The sequence below is a fragment of the Ruegeria sp. ABV3_008 genome, assembly GCF_056161185.1.
In genome coordinates this window covers 96,246-112,609 of sequence record NZ_JBSWYP010000006.1, presented here as the reverse complement: position 1 = coordinate 112,609, position 16,364 = coordinate 96,246, and the positions used below count along the sequence as shown (strand labels likewise).

The following is a 16,364-nucleotide window of genomic DNA, read 5'->3' as shown; positions in this document are numbered from 1 at the left end:
AAGGCGGGGTGGGGCAGGTGAACAGTTCTATTTCTGATGAGGCAATGGCAAGGCTCCCATTTTGGGTAACACCTCCGGGGGAGACAGACGGTTTTCTGATCGTTGTTGGATTGGTTCTAGTCATAGTGCTGTTGGGTTTTGGCGCGCTCTACTTCACTGTACAGGCCATTCCAGACCGCATGGCAGCAGGTGCTCACAAAGTGCAAATGCAGTTAGTCAGTGTGCTTGGATTGATCTCCCTCTTCACCCTCAACAACGCTTTCTGGATCGCAGCAATTCTGATCGCCGCCGTGCCCTTGCATGAAATCTTTCCGCTCAAGACCGACGTATACATCTCGGAGAGCGACGATGCTTGAGTTGGTCTTCTCTGCACTGATCACAATCGTTCCGGACTACCTCTATCGCCGCTACAAGCAGGGCAAGCGGTGGGGCCAGGAAATTACCCTGTTCAATGTCTGGTACGAGTTGCGGTGGGGTCTGACTGCATGTGCAATATTGGCTGTGACGCTGATCACGGTGATCTTCTTTTTCCACCCTTCAACGCGGAATGTCTCAGCTGCATTTCGCACAGTTACCATTCTCTCGGATCGTGTGGGGCGCGTCGCGGAAGTCTACGTTGCCAATAATGAGGACGTTATGGCTGGCGATGCGATTTTCCGACTGGACACCACACGCCAGGAGGCGGCAGCGGAAACGGCTCAGCGACGTATCGAAGAGATTGAGGCGGCTTTGGGCTTGACCGCAACGGAAGTCGCGAGCGCCACCGCTCGGGTTGAGGCGGCAGAAGCTGACCTTGCTCAGGCGACGAGCGATTTGGAGCGACGCCTGGAGCTTGCGGAACGAAACAACACCGTTGTTAGTGAGCAGGAACTGGAACGTTTGCAAACCGCAGTGAGTGGCACGGAAAGTCAGCGCGCAGCCGCAATTGCCTCGTTAGACGGTGCCAAATTGCGCCAAACCACCCTTCTCCCTGCACAGCTTGAAACTGCGCGTGCGGTTTTGAGAGAGGCTGAGAACGAGATATCAAAATCCACCGTATTTGCCGAGGTGGATGGGACGGTAACGCAATTTCTCCTCAAGCCGGGTGATATCGTAAATCCAATACTACGCCCTGCCGGGATTTTGGTGCCTGAGGTGACTGGACAAGGGCGTTTTATCGCGGCTTTTGGTCAGATTTCTGCCAGCGTACTAAAGCCGGGTATGCTGGTGGAAATTACCTGCGCGTCTAAACCGTTGACCATAGTCCCGATGGTTGTGGATGACGTGCAGGGGGCGATTGCTGCGGGACAGTTCCGACCGGGTGATGCGCTTCTGGATCAGCAGGATCGAGCGCGACCCGGTACAGTTACAGCGTTCCTAGCACCTATTTTTCCAGAGCATCTTGATAGCATCCCGCCCGGAAGTGCGTGCGTGGGCGTTGCGTATACGAGCCGAGCAAAGGAAATAGACGCTGGTGAGATCACGGGCCTGCCGGCCTTCGTTGCAAGGATTGTGGATGGTATGGGTATAGCAAATGCAATTGTCTTGCGTGCTCAGGCCATTCTGCTTCCTGTTAAGACATTGGTATTCAACTAGGCCCCCAAATGGCAGTGAGGTAGAGTTTCGCTATGGGTTGCGACGCCAGCTACATTTGCACGTTTCTATCAGTTTTCCTTTGGGACCTGATCTACCTGTCACCGATACTTCTTTTCCTGTCGGTTTTGGTTTGCATGCTGGGGGTATCAATTGGTCGGATCGAAGGCTGGTCGACCGGGGTGAGCCTTTACCATGCTTTCATAAACGCAACTACGGTTGGCTACGGAGACATTAAGCCGGAGAAACCCGCGAGCCGGGCTTTGGCGGTTATTAACGCATTTGTTGGGCTTATCTTTGCAGGCATTGTCGTAGGTATAGGTGTACATGCAGTCGAGGCTGCGATGGTTGCCGAGTTCTAGTTGTCTCTCTCACTCGTTTGCAGCTGTGCTGTGGGTCTACCAGTTTATGCTTTGTTGTGTACTCAGGATGTGTCACGGTACAGAGTTTGGAGCGGTCTAAACGCGATAGTATCGCCTATCCTGACTAGCAGATGAATTCGCTCCGTTGTAAACCTTTGCACGTAGGCAGTGTATTGCCTTAGCCGTATGAAGAAGTTTAGTCTTTTGCGCGTGCCCGTTATGTCGCTTGAGCAGTGTTAGTGAGACAACAATACCAAACTAAACCGTTAAACTTATGATGATCTACCCATTGGGAGAACTCTCGCTATCGAATACGATAGATACTGGCTCGGTAAAGTTCGCCAAAGTTTCTAGGTAAATTCGGTCAGCACAGCGGACATTGACGCGATATGAAGCGAATGACCCTCCTGAGCCCGAAACGGTCAGTTCCCAAGAGCATTGGTTTCAACGGAGTCGCTTCAAATAAAAATTTTTAATCGCGATGAAGCGCGAGCCAGATCAAAAAACCAATGTATAAAAAAACAGATATGTTCAAAACCGTATCGACGATCGAACCTGTCATTTGGCGACCTCTTTTGAAAGCGACTTGAGGAGACAGACCACAAGAATTGGTACGATGAATACAAACGCAATGGCCGAGAGTGCGATAATAGATCTGACAAGTGAAACATCGTTTACGAGGATCATGGCTAGCCCTAATGCGCCGAGCACCCCCCCCCAGACGGTTCGAACGCTCGGCGAGGGGTTTTCGTCTCCGCCTGTTCCAATCATTGCAAGTGTGAAGCCTGCGCTCACGACGCTCGTTACAACAAAGAGGAAAGCGGCAGTTATCGTCGCTATCTGCGTGATAAACTTTAAAGGAAACTGTTGCAGGAGCGCGAATGTCGTCGCATCAAGACTCTTTTCGTTGACCTCAAGAAGTTGACCGCTGCCATCCAAAACATCAAAGAAACCTACACCGCCGAGCACTCCAAACCAGAAGATCGAAAAAAGAGTGGGAGCAATTATGACCCCGGCCAGAAACTCGCGTATTGTGCGACCCCGCGAAATGCGTGCAATGAAAATGCCGACAAATGGAGACCATGCAAGCCACCAGATCATGTAATTAAGCGTCCAGTCCTGAAACCAGGTGGAAATGCTCTGATCAAAAAATTCTGTTGTCGAAAAACCGGCAGGTATGACGTTGTAAACATAACGTCCAAAACCCGAGACGATCGAATTCATCACAAAAGACGTGGGACCGGCAACAAGCAAAAAAACCAAAAGACCGATCGCAATCGCCATGGCCAAATTTGACAGTTTTGACATTCCTTCTCCTAGATCACGTCTCAGAGGAATAAGGAAAGCAACGCACATGGCGGCAAAAATAATTGCTGTCAGATAAGGAGAATTTGGTATTCCAAGAACCCCTGCCAGCCCTGTTTGAATTTGAAACACACCCATGGCCAACGAACCCGCTAGGCCGACGGCTATGGCGACGACAGATAAGAAATCGAACAACCAAGCCAATCCGCGGGTCCATGTTTTCTCGCCGTACACGTCCAGCAAAGGAGCGCTTAGCAGCAATGAGCGCTCACGTCGAAACGCAAAATAGGCAACTATGAGTGCAACGACGCCATAGATGGCCCAGGCGTGGAACCCCCAGTTCAAATAGGTGACGAACATGGCGAGCCTTGCGGCTTCTGGATCGGAAGAAAAATCGCGTATTACCGAAAAGTGAGTAAGTGGCTCTGATACGCCAAAAAACAGCAGGCCCACTCCCATACCAGCCGCGAAAAGCATTGCAATCCAAGCTGTAGTCGAAAACTCGGGCTCTGAACCTTCCGGTCCAATTCGGATAGAGCCGTACTTGGAAACTGCGAGATAAATTGCCAGTAACAAAAGTGCGCTGGCTTCCAGCATAATGAACCAGCCTCGGCTTTCGAACTGGATTGTGACAATTCTTGAGGAGACAGAACCCAAGCCGTGCGGGTCGACAACACCCCATAATGCAATACAGCTGCTGACGAAGAGAGCCGAAATCAAAAGCGCATTAACTTTCATAAACTACCCAATCGAAGAAGAATGGCTTCGCTCAATCGTATCAGCGATTATCCAGCTCTAATAGCTGGAAACTTTTCTTTCCGGATTGGAACAGATAGTCGTTTTGTCCCGCCTTACAGTCGTTCGATTCGTATAGACCAGCCAATTCCATCAGATGCCTAGTTTGAGCTCAAGGGCAACACAGGCATAGATGTTGATCGCCGCGCTCGTCGCTCAGGGCGAAATCTAACTTTCGCTGCAATCGCAAATATGCGTTTTGATTTTGACTGGTTTCGGGTTTCGAGCGGAATTGGAAACAGCTTACAGGGCTATGGGGAGCTTAAGGGTAATGCTCGCGCCTCTTTCGACTTGGTTTATTTCGACCATTCCTCCGTGGCGCTGCGCCACTGCCGAGACGATTGACAACCCCAATCCGCTGCCCTCGGAATACTCTATCTGGGAAAACCTGCCGAATGCTGCTTCGCTTTGGTCGGGCGACAGGCCAGCACCATCATCGGCCACCGTTAGCTTGACGTATTTGCCGTCACTCCGCAGCACAACTGAGATTTGGCTCAACTTTGAGCCACCGTGTTTGACTGCGTTGTCCAACAGGTTCTTTAGAGCCTCAATCAGAAAGATACGGTCGCCGAATACCGTGACTGCTGTCTCATGCATTGTGACATCAAACTCGATACCCTTTGCGAGGATGTGAACGCCCATCTCCGCGCAGGCCTCTTCCACGACCGAGCGGAAGTCAATTTTATCCATTTGGTCTTGGTGCGTCGGCTGCCTAAGCCTCTCAAGTGACAACAGCTGTTCAGCAACTGTTGCCGAGTTTTTTGCTGCCGCAACAAGTTCTGAGATGCGTTTTTCTCGGTCGTCATCCGTTTTTGCGTCCTGCAGCGCTTCGGCCATCGATTGCACGGCGGCCGCTGGATTCCGCAGCTGATGTGCAGCTTCGGAAATAAACACTTGATGGGCGTTGATACTGTTTTGCACCTGTCCAAAAAGCCGGTTCAAGGTTCTGACAACACCTTGCACTTCGATCGGGACGGGGCGCTTGATCTCACTGAGGTCATCTGGAGAACGCAAGTCAATAGCGTCCTGCAAATCCAACAAGGGCCTCAGACCACGCGCGACTCCGAACCATACCACAATTGCGAGAGTGGCCAGCAGAATTCCCATAAGAATTCCTGCGCGGATTGACAGTTCATTCGCGAAAGCGTTGCGATCCGCCGTACGTTGCCAAACCGTAACTGTCGCATCTCCGATTAGATTTTCTATGGTCACGCGTTCCGTCATCTTGAGAACGCGAACTGGTTCTTGGCGGTAGAGCGCTTCGAAAAACTGCGGCTTGTACACCTCTTGAGCAGACGGGTTGGTGGCTGCCGGCGGATAGGCATAACCAGTCACATAGATGCCGCCGGGGCCCGTTACGTGGTAAAAAATCTCTCCGCCCGACGCGTCCCGGATCATGCTGCGTGTCGTTGGTGACAGCGCGTCACCCCCCGAAATGGCAACATCTCGCGATATTGCGAGGCCAGCAGATAACAGGCTGTCGTCGAACAATTCCTGAGCCGTTTTCTGCGCAATCATAAAACGCCAAAGACCAAGCAGAGCGGCAATTAGCACCAAGGGGGTTAGGATAAGAATGAAAAGTCTTAACCTGAGCGAGCCGTGATTGATCACTTCTGCACCTCAAGCAGATATCCCAGACCACGAGCTGTCTTAATTCTAATACCGAGATCTTGAAGACGTTTTCTCAGCCGAGACACATGAGGCTCAACGGCCGAGGCCTCGACATCGGCACCCACGCCATAGACGTAATCTGTAAGTTGGCTTTTGGGAACAATTCTACCCCTGCGCTCTAACAGGCATTCAAGCACCGCGATTTCCCGCCGCGGAATATCCATAACTTCGCCCTGCACACTCACCTGACGGGCAGCGCGGTCGAATTCCATACCACCAATGCTCTCCTTTGCGCCGTAGTCGAGATCTTTGCGTCGAGAAAGCGCCCGGATGCGTGCTTCCAACTCGTCCATCTCGAACGGCTTAACCAGGTAATCATCGGCGCCCATATCCAACCCCGAAACCCGGTCGCTTGTTTCGGCACGTGCCGTAAGCAAGATCACTGGTACGCCGTCACCACGATTGCGAAGAGATTTCAGGATCTCCAGTCCTGACTGCCCGGGCAAATTGATATCCAGAACAACCAAGTCGGCACCCTCTTGCGCAAGATACAAGTTAGCCTCGTCGCCATCCGTAAGCACTTCTGCCGCATGACCGCGGTCACGCAGACGATAAGCAACAGCGTTGGCGAGGGTCTCGTTGTCTTCTACGATGACGATCCGCATCGAGTCTCCTGCAAGTTTCGCGCAAGGTTGGCGCTCCATGATTGCCAGATGGGAGGGGGAATCAACCCCACAGTTCTATTTGCGATCACGGTGGCGCAGAGGGCGCTAGCGTGGTTGTCTGGTCAACAGGGAGGAACCAATGACCATTTCCAACTTCACCCGTCGCGCCGTCGTGGGGCTGATCGCCGCCGCCGGTATCGCCGCACCTGCCGCTGCCGAGGTTGATTTCTCGGGCAAGACAGTTGAATGGGTTATCCCGTTCTCGGAAACAGGCGGGTCTGCCAAATGGGCCAACTTCTTTGCGCCGCTTCTTTCCGAAGCACTGCCAGGTCAGCCGACTGTTGTTGTGAAATTCATGCCCGGTGCCGGATCGACCAAAGGCGCAAACTGGTTCCAAGAGCAGAGCCATGATGACGGAACGCTGCTGTTTGGCACCTCCGGTTCAACTCAATTCCCCTATCTGCTGAGCGATCCACGCGTGCGCTATGAATACAACGACTGGATCCCGGTTATGGCGTCGGGCACTGGTGGTGTTGCCTATCTGAACGCCGAGGATGGCGCCAAGTTTGATGGCTCCGCTAATGCGCTGAAAGACACCAACTTCATCTACGGTTCGCAGGGCGCGACACGTCTTGACCTTGTGCCGCTGCTGGCATGGCAAATGCTGGGTATGAATGTCGAGCCTGTCTTTGGCATCAAAGGCCGTGGCGATGGTCGTCTGATGTTCGAGCGCGGCGAAGCCAACATCGATTATCAGACCTCGTCCGGTTACCTGGGTGGTTCGGCCCCGCTGGTTGAATCCGGTCAGGCTGTGCCGATGATGACCTGGGGTGCTCTGGATGCAGATGGCAATATCGTCCGTGACCCGACCTTCCCGGACATCCCGACATTCAAGGAAGTATGCGAAGCCACCGATGGCTGTGAAACCAGCGGTGAAGCGTGGGATGCGTGGAAAGCGTTCTTTGTAGCCGGTTTCCCGGTGCAGAAGCTAGCCTTCCTGCCGGGTGATACACCTCAGGAAGTGGTTGACGCATACACCGCCGCATTCCAGGCAGTAACCGAGCGCGGCGACTTTGCCGAAATCTCCTCGAAGCGCGTGGGCAAGTATCCGGTGTTCGTAGGTGACGGTTCCAAGTCGGCGCTGCAAACCGCGACAAATGTCGACGACAACGCCAAAGCCTACGTTTTGAACTGGCTCAAAGAAGCCTATGGTGTCGAGCTGAACTAAGCCAAACACCACCGCGCGTGCCCCAATGTCTGGCGCGCGCTTTTCCAAACACAAGACAATTTATGAAAGGCGGCCGCTATGGAGGTTTTCGCCACCGCTCTTCCTGCGCTCAATGACGCGTGGGGTCTGATCCTGCAACCTATTGTTCTGGGATATCTTATTCTCGGTGTCGTTATGGGACTGGCCGTAGGCGTCTTTCCTGGGCTTGGCGGTATCGCTGGTCTGTCTTTGTTGCTGCCTTTCATGTTCGGCATGGACCCCATCCTTGGGTTGGCGCTGATGATCGGGATGGTTGCTGTTGTTCCTACCTCTGACACATTCGCGTCAGTTCTTATGGGCATTCCCGGCAGTTCCGCCTCGCAGGCAACTGTGTTGGATGGCTTCCCGATGGCGAAAAAGGGCGAGGCCGCGCGTGCATTGTCAGCAGCCTTTGCGTCATCACTGTTTGGCGGTTTGGTCGGCGCAACTTTTCTGACCATGTTCATCCTGATCGCGCGGCCGATCGTTCTGGCATTCGGCTTGCCCGAGATGCTGATGATCACCATTCTTGGCTTGTCGATGGTCGCCATTCTCGCCGGGCGTATCCCGCTAAAAGGCGTTGCCGCCGCTGGGCTGGGCCTGATGGTCGGCACGATTGGCGAAGCGGACGCGGGTGGCTCACTTCGTATGGCCACTTATGACATTCCTTACCTGACCGACGGTCTGAAATTGGTCATCGTTGGCTTGGGTATCTTTGCGGTGCCGGAAATCGTCTCGCTGCTGCGTCAAGACCGATCCATTGCCAAGGGCGCTTCGCTCGGAGCTGGTTGGTTTGATGGCGTCAAAGACTGGGCTGCGAACATTTGGTTGTCGGTCCGCTGTTCGATCATTGGTGTAGTTGTCGGTGTCATTCCCGGCCTTGGTGGTTCGGTCGTTGACTGGATCGCTTATGGCCACTCTGTTCAATCGACCAAAGACAAAAGCAACTTCGGCAAGGGTGAAGTGCGTGGTGTCATCGGGCCGGAAAGCTCGAACAACGCCAAAGAGGGCGGAGGGCTGGTCCCGACGCTTCTGTTTGGCATCCCCGGTTCGGGTTCGATGGCGATCTTTATCGGCGCAGTTGCACTGTTGGGATCCGGCGATATCGAGGTCGGCCCGAGCATGCTCAAGGACAATCTCGACATCACCTATTCGATTGTCTGGCTGCTGGCTCTCGCCAACGTGGTAGGCACCATCCTGTGTATCGCCGCCTCGGGTGGCATCGCCAAACTAACGACGATCCGCTTCACCTATCTGGCGCCGTTTCTGTTCATGCTGATCAGCTTTGCGGCATTCCAATCCGGTCAGAATTTCGAAGACCTTCTGGCCCTTTTCGTCATCGGCCTGATCGGCATCTTCCTGCGCCGTTTCGACTGGTCGCGCCCGGCCTTCCTGATTGGATTCGTGTTGTCCAACCCGGTTGAGAAGTTCACCAACCAGGCGTTCCAGATCGCGTCTTTCCGCTTCCGCAAAAGCTTTGGCGAGGGGATGGAGTATGTCTTCAGCCCGATCGTTATCGTCCTGATCGTGGTCACCGTGGTTTCGGTTATTCTTGGCATTCGTCAAGCCAAGATGATCATGGCCGAAGGTGAGGTCAAATCCGGTAGCAAGCGCGCGCCTCTGATCTTCCTGCTGGTGATCATGGCCTATCTGATCGTGGCGTTGATTAATGCCAACATGATCCCTGACTACAACATGACCGACAAGATCATCCCGCTGGTGATCGGCAGCGTGTCGCTGTTCTGCTGCATCATTCTTTTGATCCAGATGATGCGGCGACCCGAAGGGGATGCGATCTTTGCTGACAAGGAACTCGCCGGTGAGGATGCGAACGCGCCGCATGGGCTTTGGTCAACGCTTGCGTGGTTTGCATGTCTGATCGCGGCCACTTGGGTTGTGGGGTTCATCCTGGCGTTGATCGGGTTCCTGATCGCATTCTTCCGCATTCGCGCCGGGTCCAGCTGGCAGATGACGCTGCTCCTTACGGCATGCGGCATCGGTTTCATGTGCTTCATGGCTGGCGCTCTGAACCGGGATTTCCCGCCAGGTCTGCTGCAAGACATGGTGAACCTGCCATGGCCGCTCAAGTAGGCGCTCCATGTTTGTCCGGCCTGCCAATCTGGCGGCCGGGCAGCACAGAAATCAGAAATTTCAACGGTTTGTAAAGGAGGGTTCGCAATGACCCAGACAGCAATCCCATATGTTTTCATGCGCGGCGGCACATCCCGAGGGCCTTATTTTCGACGCTCTGATCTGCCTGAAGATAGGGATAAGTTGGCTGATGTTCTGGTCGCTGCCCTCGGGGCTGGACAAGCGCTCAATATCGACGGGATCGGTGGCGGTAACGCGGTGACGACCAAAGTGGCGATGCTGTCTGTCAGCGAGGACGACTGGGCCGATATCGACTATTTCTTCGCGCAAGTTTCTGTTGAAGAAAAGCTGGTCGATTTCAAACCCACCTGCGGAAACATCCTCTCAGGAGTTGGTCCCGCTGCGATCGAAATGGGATTGTTTCAGCCCAATGGCGATGAGACCGAAATCCGCATTCGCGCCGTCAATACAGGCGCCCGCGTCGTTGCCAAAGTGCAGACCCCGGGCGGCGAGTTGGTCTATGAGGGTGACGCGGAAATCGCCGGAGTTCCCGGCCATTCTGCACCGGTGAAACTGAGTTTCATGGGCGTTGTGGGCTCAGCAACAGGTGCATTTCTGCCCACTGGAAATTTGCGCGATACTGTGCAGGGGATCGAGCTGACGTGCATGGATGTCGCTATGCCGATGTCTATAGCCCGAGCGGAGGATTTCGGACTAACGGGATATGAAAGCGCCGAAGAGCTGGATGCCAATCGTGCTTTCTTTGATCGTATGGAGGCCGTGCGGATCGAAGCCGGGGAACTGATGGGCATGGGGGACGTATCGAAATCGGTAACTCCCAAATTCGGCCTGATGGCGCCCGCCAGAGAGGGTGGAACCCTTGCGGTTCGGTATTTCATGCCATGGAAAACCCACCCAAGTATGGCCGTTACGGGAGCGCAATGCATGGCGTCTTGCGCTTTGACGCCCGGAACCGTCGTAGACGGGTTGCTTGATCGCCCGGATTCAAGCCCGGCTGAAGTTGTGTTGGAACATGCTTCAGGCAAGATCGACGTGCTGGTGGACTTCTCGAACGGCCAGGAATTCAACGTGAATGCCGCCGGTCTGGTGAGAACAGCGCGCAAATTGGCGGATGGGCACGTTTATGTACCGGAATCTGTGTGGAACAACAGTTGAAAAGGCGGATCTCAAAAGGTATACTATGGTATACATAAAGAGGATGTTCCGATGGATGACTATTCTGAATGCCTTGGTATCGCGCGTCAGGAACTCAGACTGGCGCAGTCGGCTCTGCGGAGGGACATTGCGGACTACCCGACACCGATTGCCGGGTGTGATGAGCAATTCAACCATTTGCTGGATCAGCGCGAACGTGTTCGCAACGCGCTAGAAGCGCTCGACACACGTCATTTTGTGCCGACGCCAAGAAAACTGAGCACCGAGTAGGGTATAGAGAGTCGATGAAAGTTCACATTCTGGATGATTGGTTTGATACTCTGCAGGGCCTGCCCTGTTTTGAGAAGCTATCTCTCCATGACGTGAAGGTCTGGACAGACCATGTCGAAGATACCAGCGAATTGGCTGAACGCTTGCAGGAGGCTGAGGCGCTGGTGTTGTTTCGCGAGCGCACCAAGATCACCCGCGATTTGGTTGAAAAACTCCCAAACCTGAAATTGATCAGTCAGCGCAGCGTGTATCCGCATGTTGATGTGCAGTCATGCTCGGATAACGGTGTGCTGCTTTGTTCGAACATGCATGGCGGAACGCCCTCATATGCAGCAGCTGAACTTACATGGGCGCTGATCATGGCCGGGATGCGCGATTTGCCAGCGCAGATGGCCTCGGTCAAAGCTGGGCGTTGGCAGGCCGGAGTTGGCAAGACCCTGAGGGGGCGGCAACTGGGACTGTATGGATATGGTCGCATCGCCCGCGCTGTTGCTGGCTACGCCGAGGCATTTGGGATGAATGTGGTCTGGTGGTCCTCGGATGAAGGCCGGGCACGCGCGCAAGCAGATGGTGTTCAGGTCGCTGCAAGCCGCGAAGCGTTCTTTGCCGATAGCGATGTTGTCTCGGTGCATGTTCGCCTGAAGCCAAACACACACGCCATCATCACAGCGTCGGATTTCTCGCAGATGCACCCGGGAGCGTTGTTTGTGAACACTTCCCGGGCCGGGCTAATCGCTGCGGGTGCTTTGTTGGACGCGTTGAACGCCGTTCGCCCGGGCAAGGCCGCAATTGATGTCTTTGATACCGAGCCGCTCACCGACCCGAATGACCCTTTGCTATCGCACCCAAACCTGATCGCGACCCCGCATATCGGCTTTGTGACCGAGGACGAATTCGACCTGCAATTCGCAGATATTTTCGATCAGGTGAACGCCTATGCTGAGGGCGCTCCCATTCACATGATCAACCCCGAGGTTTGGACCAGCGCAGGATAAGATTGGCCGCTATTGGCGCGCCGATGATTACCAGCACGATCCTTGTCAGATGGTGGGTGATTACAAAGCCCAGATCCGCGCCCGAAACGATAGCTAGCACTGTCATCTCAGCCTGCCCGCCGGGGGCAAAGGCCAAGAAAGCCTCGACCGGTTGGCCGAAGCCCAATGTGGTGACAACGGCGGTGAAAGCGGCGGCAAGGATGGCAAGGACGATGACATAGGCGAAGCCCGCTGCAACCACCCGGCGGAGTTCGACCCAAGTGACGCCCACGAACTTCACGCCGATCCCGCAACCGATAAAGAACTGCGCTGCAAGGATGGCCTCGCGCGGTGGTCGGGTATGAATGAAATCCCCCAGTGACAGGGCTGCTGTCAGGATCATCGGGCCGAGGATGGATGCTCCGAACAGGCCGATCCGCTCACCGCCTTTCCAGCCTATAAGGGCGGCCAGCACCATCAGCGCCAACTCATGTATTGGCAGGTCGCGCGCAGGCTCTCCGATCGGATTGGTGAGTTGGGCATCGTAGAACACTGTCAGAAACAGCGGGGCCAGCGTCACGATGATCAGCACGCGCGTACCGTGGATCAGGGATAGCGTTCGCGGGTTGGCGCCTGCTTCGGCTCCAAAGATGATCATGTCCTGCAATCCGCCCGGCATGGCGGCGTAGAAGGCGGTCGTGGAGTCAAACCCCCAGATCTTGCGAAAGAAGGGCACGCCGACCAGTGCGATCAGCAGGATGAAGAACGGGACTAGTGCAATAGACGCGGCCATCTTCGGCAGCTCTGCGAACATGGCAGGGGTAATCGAAGCCCCAACCGCAACGCCAAGTATCGTGCGCGCTGCAACCGAGACCTGACCAAAACCTTCCATAGGGGCATGCGCCAGGGCAGCGATCAGACACGCGCTCATCGGGCCGAAAAGAAAGGGCAGCGGCAGGTTCAACGACCAAAATACTCCGGTGCCCAGTAGTGCAAGGACCAGTGTTACGGCCCGCTTTGTCAGGAGAGAAGGTGTTTTGTTTTGGGCGGGCAAGGCGCGGCTTCCGACAATATTGACTCGCTATGTATCCAAATGTATACAACTGGACGCAAGAAGACAAGAGAGCGTTCGATGACCATTCAAGACGACCCCTTACAGCCTGGTCCACAAGGCAATTCAGCGTATCAACGCCTGCTGGATGAGGTTCGGGATGGCACACTTCTGCCTGGCGAACGCCTGCGCGAGATTGAGTTGTCGGAACGACTAGGCGTCAGCCGTACTCCCGTGCGCGAGGCTATCCGGCAGTTAGAGGCCGACGGGCTAGTCACTCATGTGCCAAGGCAGGGCGCAACTGTACGCAGCCTTGATTACGCCGAAGTAATGGAGCTCTATGAGATGCGCGCGGTGCTCGAGGGAACTGCGGCCCGTTTAGCCGCGCGTGCTGCGTCGGATGTCGAGTTGGACGAGCTGGGCGTCTTGAATGATCGCTTGGCTGAGGCTGGCACCGGTTCGGAAACGGCTCGGATCAACCGGATTTTCCACGCCACACTTTTGGACGCAGCAAAGAACCGGTTTCTTGCCAAGTCTATGTTGTCTTTGCAAAAAGCGCTGTTGATCCTTGGGCCGTCGCAATTGCTGGACGGTGATCGGGCCGAGACAGCAGTGGCAGAGCATAAGCGCGTCATGGCTGCCTTAAAGGCCCGCGATGGCGCAGCGGCTGAAACAGAAATGCGTGCGCATATTCAGGCCGCACAACGGATGCGTATTCGGGCGTTGCAAGAGCGCGACCGGACAACCGACGAAAATCAATAGGTAGACAGGATATGGCCACCCAAAAGGAAGCTTATGATATCGCTGTGATCGGCGGTGGGAACGCAGCCCTCTGCGCCGCGATGACCGCTGCCGAGGCAGGCGCCCGTGTTCTGATCCTTGAGACGGCACCAAAACCCTATCGTGGTGGAAACTCCCGCCATACGCGCAATTTTCGTTGTATGCATGGCGCTCCTCTGGGCCCGCTGGTCGAAGAATACAGTGAGGATGAGTATCTTGAAGATCTGCTCAAGGTCACTGGCGGCAAAACCGACGAACATCTTGCTCGCCTCGCGATCCGAACCTCCGAGGAATGCCTGCCGTGGATGGAAGAACACGGGGTGCGGTTCCAACCCTCTCTGTCCGGGACATTGTCACTGGCGCGGACCAACGCCTTCTTCATGGGGGGCGGGAAGTCTTTGGTAAACGCATATTACCGAACTGCTACTGGTTTGGGTGTCGATGTTCTGTACGAAGCTGCTGTCACGCATCTGGAGTTGAAAGGTGATCGGATCGAGTGGGTCGACTACACCTATGAGGGCCAGTCTCATCGCATCACGCCCAAGGCAGTCATCGTTGCCTCGGGTGGGTTTCAGGCCGACACCGATTGGCTGACCCGTGCATGGGGTGAACCTGCCAAGAATTTCTTGATCCGGGGCACACCCTATAACCGTGGCGTGGTTCTGTCCGATCTGTTGGATCAAGGTGTCGACAGCGTCGGCGATCCGACCCAGTGCCACGCCGTCGCCATTGACGGGCGCGCGCCGAAGTTTGACGGCGGTATCGTCACCCGCCTGGACTGCGTGCCGTTTTCAATTGTCGTGAATAAGAATGCAGAGCGGTTTTATGACGAGGGCGAAGAAGTATGGCCCAAGCGCTATGCGATTTGGGGGCGTCTTGTCGCGGCCCAGCCGGATCAAGTTGGCTATGTGATCATCGATGCGAAGTCGCTGAACCTGTTTATGCCCTCGGTCTTTCCACCGCTGAAGGCGGACACCTTGGAAGAACTGGCCGGAATGATGGATCTGCCCGCCGACAAGCTGAAGGCGACCGTTGCTGAATTCAACGAAGCATGCGGTGATACCAGTGGGTTTCATCCGACCGAGTTGGACGGGGTCACGACCTCGGGTCTGACACCGCCCAAGACGAACTGGGCGCGTCCGATCACCGAGCCGCCCTTTTATGGCTACTCACTGCGCACCGGCGTGACCTTCACCTATCTGGGTCTGAAGGTCGACGATACCGCCCAATGTTCGACCGCCAACGGCAAGATCAAGAACCTTTGGGCCGCCGGCGAGACGATGGCCGGGTCAATCTTGGGGCAAGGCTACTTGGCCGGGTTCGGCATGACCATCGGAACCGTTTTTGGACGCATCGCAGGACGTGAGGCTGCAGCCTATGCAAACTGAACTTATTCAAGAAGCCCGGCGTCAGGCCGAGATTTGCAACGCCTGTCGGTATTGCGAGGGCTACTGCTCAGTCTTTCCATCCCTGCATGCGGAACGTGCGTTTTCCGATGGAGATATCACGCAACTCGCCAACCTCTGCCACAACTGCCGAGGTTGCTACTACGCCTGTCAGTACACAGCTCCGCACGAGTTTGACCTGAATCTACCGAAAGCTCTGGCCGAAGTGCGGCGGGACAGCTGGGAAAGCTTCGCCTGGCCGCAGCCTCTGGCGCGCCGGTTTCACACTCACGGCGGGGCTATTGCCTTGGCACTGGCAATTGGATTTGCCCTGTTGTTCTGGGCAATTCGCGCCATTGGATCAAGCGGAGGAGAGGGGTTCTATGCCGTCCTGTCCCACAATGCGATGGTGGCAATCTTTGCGCCGGCATTCTTGTTGCCGCTCGTTAGCGTGGCTATCAGCCTAAGGCGCTATTGGGCGGAAGTCGGTGGCAAACCCCTCCAATTGTCCGATTTAATGTCCGCCTTCAAACGCGCTGGCAAGATGCAGGACCTGGCTGCCGGGCATGGTGAGGGATGTAACTTTGAAGATGAAGATCGGTTCAGCCAGGGGCGCCGTCACATTCACCACGCTATCATGTACGGCTTCTTGCTGTGTTTCGCGTCGACTTCGGTGGCAACGGTTATGCACTACGGGTTCGGGTTGCACGCGCCTTACGGGTTCTGGTCCCTGCCAAAACTCTTCGGCGTTTCCGGAGGTATCCTGCTGACAGTGGGATGCGGAGCTATGGTTCTGCTCAAGCAAAAATCTGATCGAAAGCTTGGCGACCCGTCTGCTTGGGGAGGTGACATCGGTTTCATCCTGCTGCTCGGTTTTGTCGGCCTGAGCGGGCTGGTCCTTTACGCCCTTGGTTCCACGTCTCTGATGCCTGCGCTGCTTGCTATCCACCTTGGATCAGTTCTGACCTTCTTCCTGCTAATGCCCTACACCAAGATGGCTCATGGCTTCTATCGGCTCGCGGCTTTGATCAGAGACGCGCAGCGGAAGAGAGAAATGTCAGTTGGTTCCTGGTAAATAACC

The 16,364-nt window shown here is 55.2% G+C and carries 15 protein-coding genes; 11 read left to right on the top strand and 4 right to left on the bottom strand.

What is annotated here, in order from left to right:
* The first annotated feature begins 17 nt into the window (after positions 1–17).
* The 3 genes from ACXAH8_RS12145 to ACXAH8_RS12135 are packed head-to-tail and all read left to right on the top strand — an operon-like array spanning position 18 to position 1,934.
* Positions 18–356 carry a hypothetical protein gene (locus ACXAH8_RS12145; protein ID WP_475218741.1) on the top strand — a complete coding sequence of 113 codons (339 nt, stop codon included), beginning with the start codon at positions 18–20 and terminating at the stop codon, positions 354–356.
* Entirely contained in the window at positions 349–1,575 is a 1,227-nt protein-coding gene (locus tag ACXAH8_RS12140) for an HlyD family secretion protein (RefSeq protein ID WP_475218739.1), read from the top strand. Before ACXAH8_RS12145 ends, ACXAH8_RS12140 begins: the two co-directional genes overlap by 8 nt.
* Positions 1,576–1,607: 32 nt before the next feature.
* Positions 1,608–1,934: a potassium channel family protein gene (locus ACXAH8_RS12135; RefSeq protein WP_475218736.1), complete on the top strand. Its 327-nt coding sequence runs from the start codon at positions 1,608–1,610 to the stop codon at positions 1,932–1,934.
* A 558-nt stretch (positions 1,935–2,492) separates the two neighbouring features.
* Here the strand turns inward: ACXAH8_RS12135 and ACXAH8_RS12130 are convergent.
* From ACXAH8_RS12130 to ACXAH8_RS12120, 3 genes are all read right to left on the bottom strand, one after another.
* Positions 2,493–3,977, bottom strand: a complete 1,485-nt coding sequence (locus tag ACXAH8_RS12130) for a BCCT family transporter (protein ID WP_475218734.1) — start codon at positions 3,975–3,977, stop codon at positions 2,493–2,495.
* Between the two features lie 300 nt (positions 3,978–4,277).
* A complete protein-coding gene (locus ACXAH8_RS12125; protein ID WP_475218732.1) occupies positions 4,278–5,645 on the bottom strand; it encodes a sensor histidine kinase in 1,368 nt (455 codons plus the stop codon).
* Positions 5,642–6,310 (bottom strand): response regulator transcription factor, encoded by a 669-nt coding sequence (locus tag ACXAH8_RS12120; protein ID WP_170377045.1) that lies wholly within the window; start codon positions 6,308–6,310, stop codon positions 5,642–5,644. The genes ACXAH8_RS12125 and ACXAH8_RS12120 overlap by 4 nt, the downstream gene beginning before the upstream one ends.
* Before the next feature lie 139 nt (positions 6,311–6,449).
* Between ACXAH8_RS12120 and ACXAH8_RS12115 the strand changes: the two genes are divergently transcribed.
* The 5 genes from ACXAH8_RS12115 to ACXAH8_RS12095 all read left to right on the top strand — a co-directional run bounded on the left by ACXAH8_RS12115 (position 6,450) and on the right by ACXAH8_RS12095 (position 12,088).
* A complete protein-coding gene (locus tag ACXAH8_RS12115) occupies positions 6,450–7,538 on the top strand; it encodes a tricarboxylate transporter (protein ID WP_475218730.1) in 1,089 nt (362 codons plus the stop codon).
* A gap of 78 nt (positions 7,539–7,616) precedes the next feature.
* Positions 7,617–9,647, top strand: coding sequence for a tripartite tricarboxylate transporter permease (locus ACXAH8_RS12110; RefSeq protein ID WP_475218728.1), 2,031 nt, complete (start codon positions 7,617–7,619; stop codon positions 9,645–9,647).
* 87 nt (positions 9,648–9,734) lie between these two features.
* On the top strand, positions 9,735–10,823 hold the full coding sequence (locus ACXAH8_RS12105; RefSeq protein WP_475218726.1) for a 4-oxalomesaconate tautomerase: 1,089 nt from the start codon (positions 9,735–9,737) through the stop codon (positions 10,821–10,823).
* A gap of 51 nt (positions 10,824–10,874) precedes the next feature.
* Positions 10,875–11,093 (top strand): hypothetical protein, encoded by a 219-nt coding sequence (locus tag ACXAH8_RS12100; RefSeq protein ID WP_170659842.1) that lies wholly within the window; start codon positions 10,875–10,877, stop codon positions 11,091–11,093.
* Between the two features lie 14 nt (positions 11,094–11,107).
* Positions 11,108–12,088: a D-2-hydroxyacid dehydrogenase family protein gene (locus ACXAH8_RS12095; RefSeq protein WP_475218723.1), complete on the top strand. Its 981-nt coding sequence runs from the start codon at positions 11,108–11,110 to the stop codon at positions 12,086–12,088.
* Here ACXAH8_RS12095 and ACXAH8_RS12090 read toward each other — a convergent pair.
* Positions 12,057–13,121: an AbrB family transcriptional regulator gene (locus ACXAH8_RS12090; protein WP_475218721.1), complete on the bottom strand. Its 1,065-nt coding sequence runs from the start codon at positions 13,119–13,121 to the stop codon at positions 12,057–12,059. The two genes, ACXAH8_RS12095 and ACXAH8_RS12090, sit on opposite strands and share 32 nt — an antisense overlap.
* A 78-nt stretch (positions 13,122–13,199) precedes the next feature.
* Between ACXAH8_RS12090 and ACXAH8_RS12085 the strand changes: the two genes are divergently transcribed.
* The 3 genes from ACXAH8_RS12085 to tcuB are packed head-to-tail and all read left to right on the top strand — an operon-like array spanning position 13,200 to position 16,358.
* Entirely contained in the window at positions 13,200–13,880 is a 681-nt protein-coding gene (locus tag ACXAH8_RS12085; protein WP_475218719.1) for a GntR family transcriptional regulator, read from the top strand.
* Between the two features lie 11 nt (positions 13,881–13,891).
* Complete coding sequence (tcuA, locus tag ACXAH8_RS12080; RefSeq protein WP_475218717.1) at positions 13,892–15,286, top strand: FAD-dependent tricarballylate dehydrogenase TcuA; 1,395 nt, start codon at positions 13,892–13,894, stop codon at positions 15,284–15,286.
* Positions 15,276–16,358 carry a tricarballylate utilization 4Fe-4S protein TcuB gene (gene tcuB, locus ACXAH8_RS12075; RefSeq protein WP_475218715.1) on the top strand — a complete coding sequence of 361 codons (1,083 nt, stop codon included), beginning with the start codon at positions 15,276–15,278 and terminating at the stop codon, positions 16,356–16,358. The genes tcuA and tcuB overlap by 11 nt, the downstream gene beginning before the upstream one ends.
* The last annotated feature ends 6 nt before the right edge of the window (positions 16,359–16,364 follow it).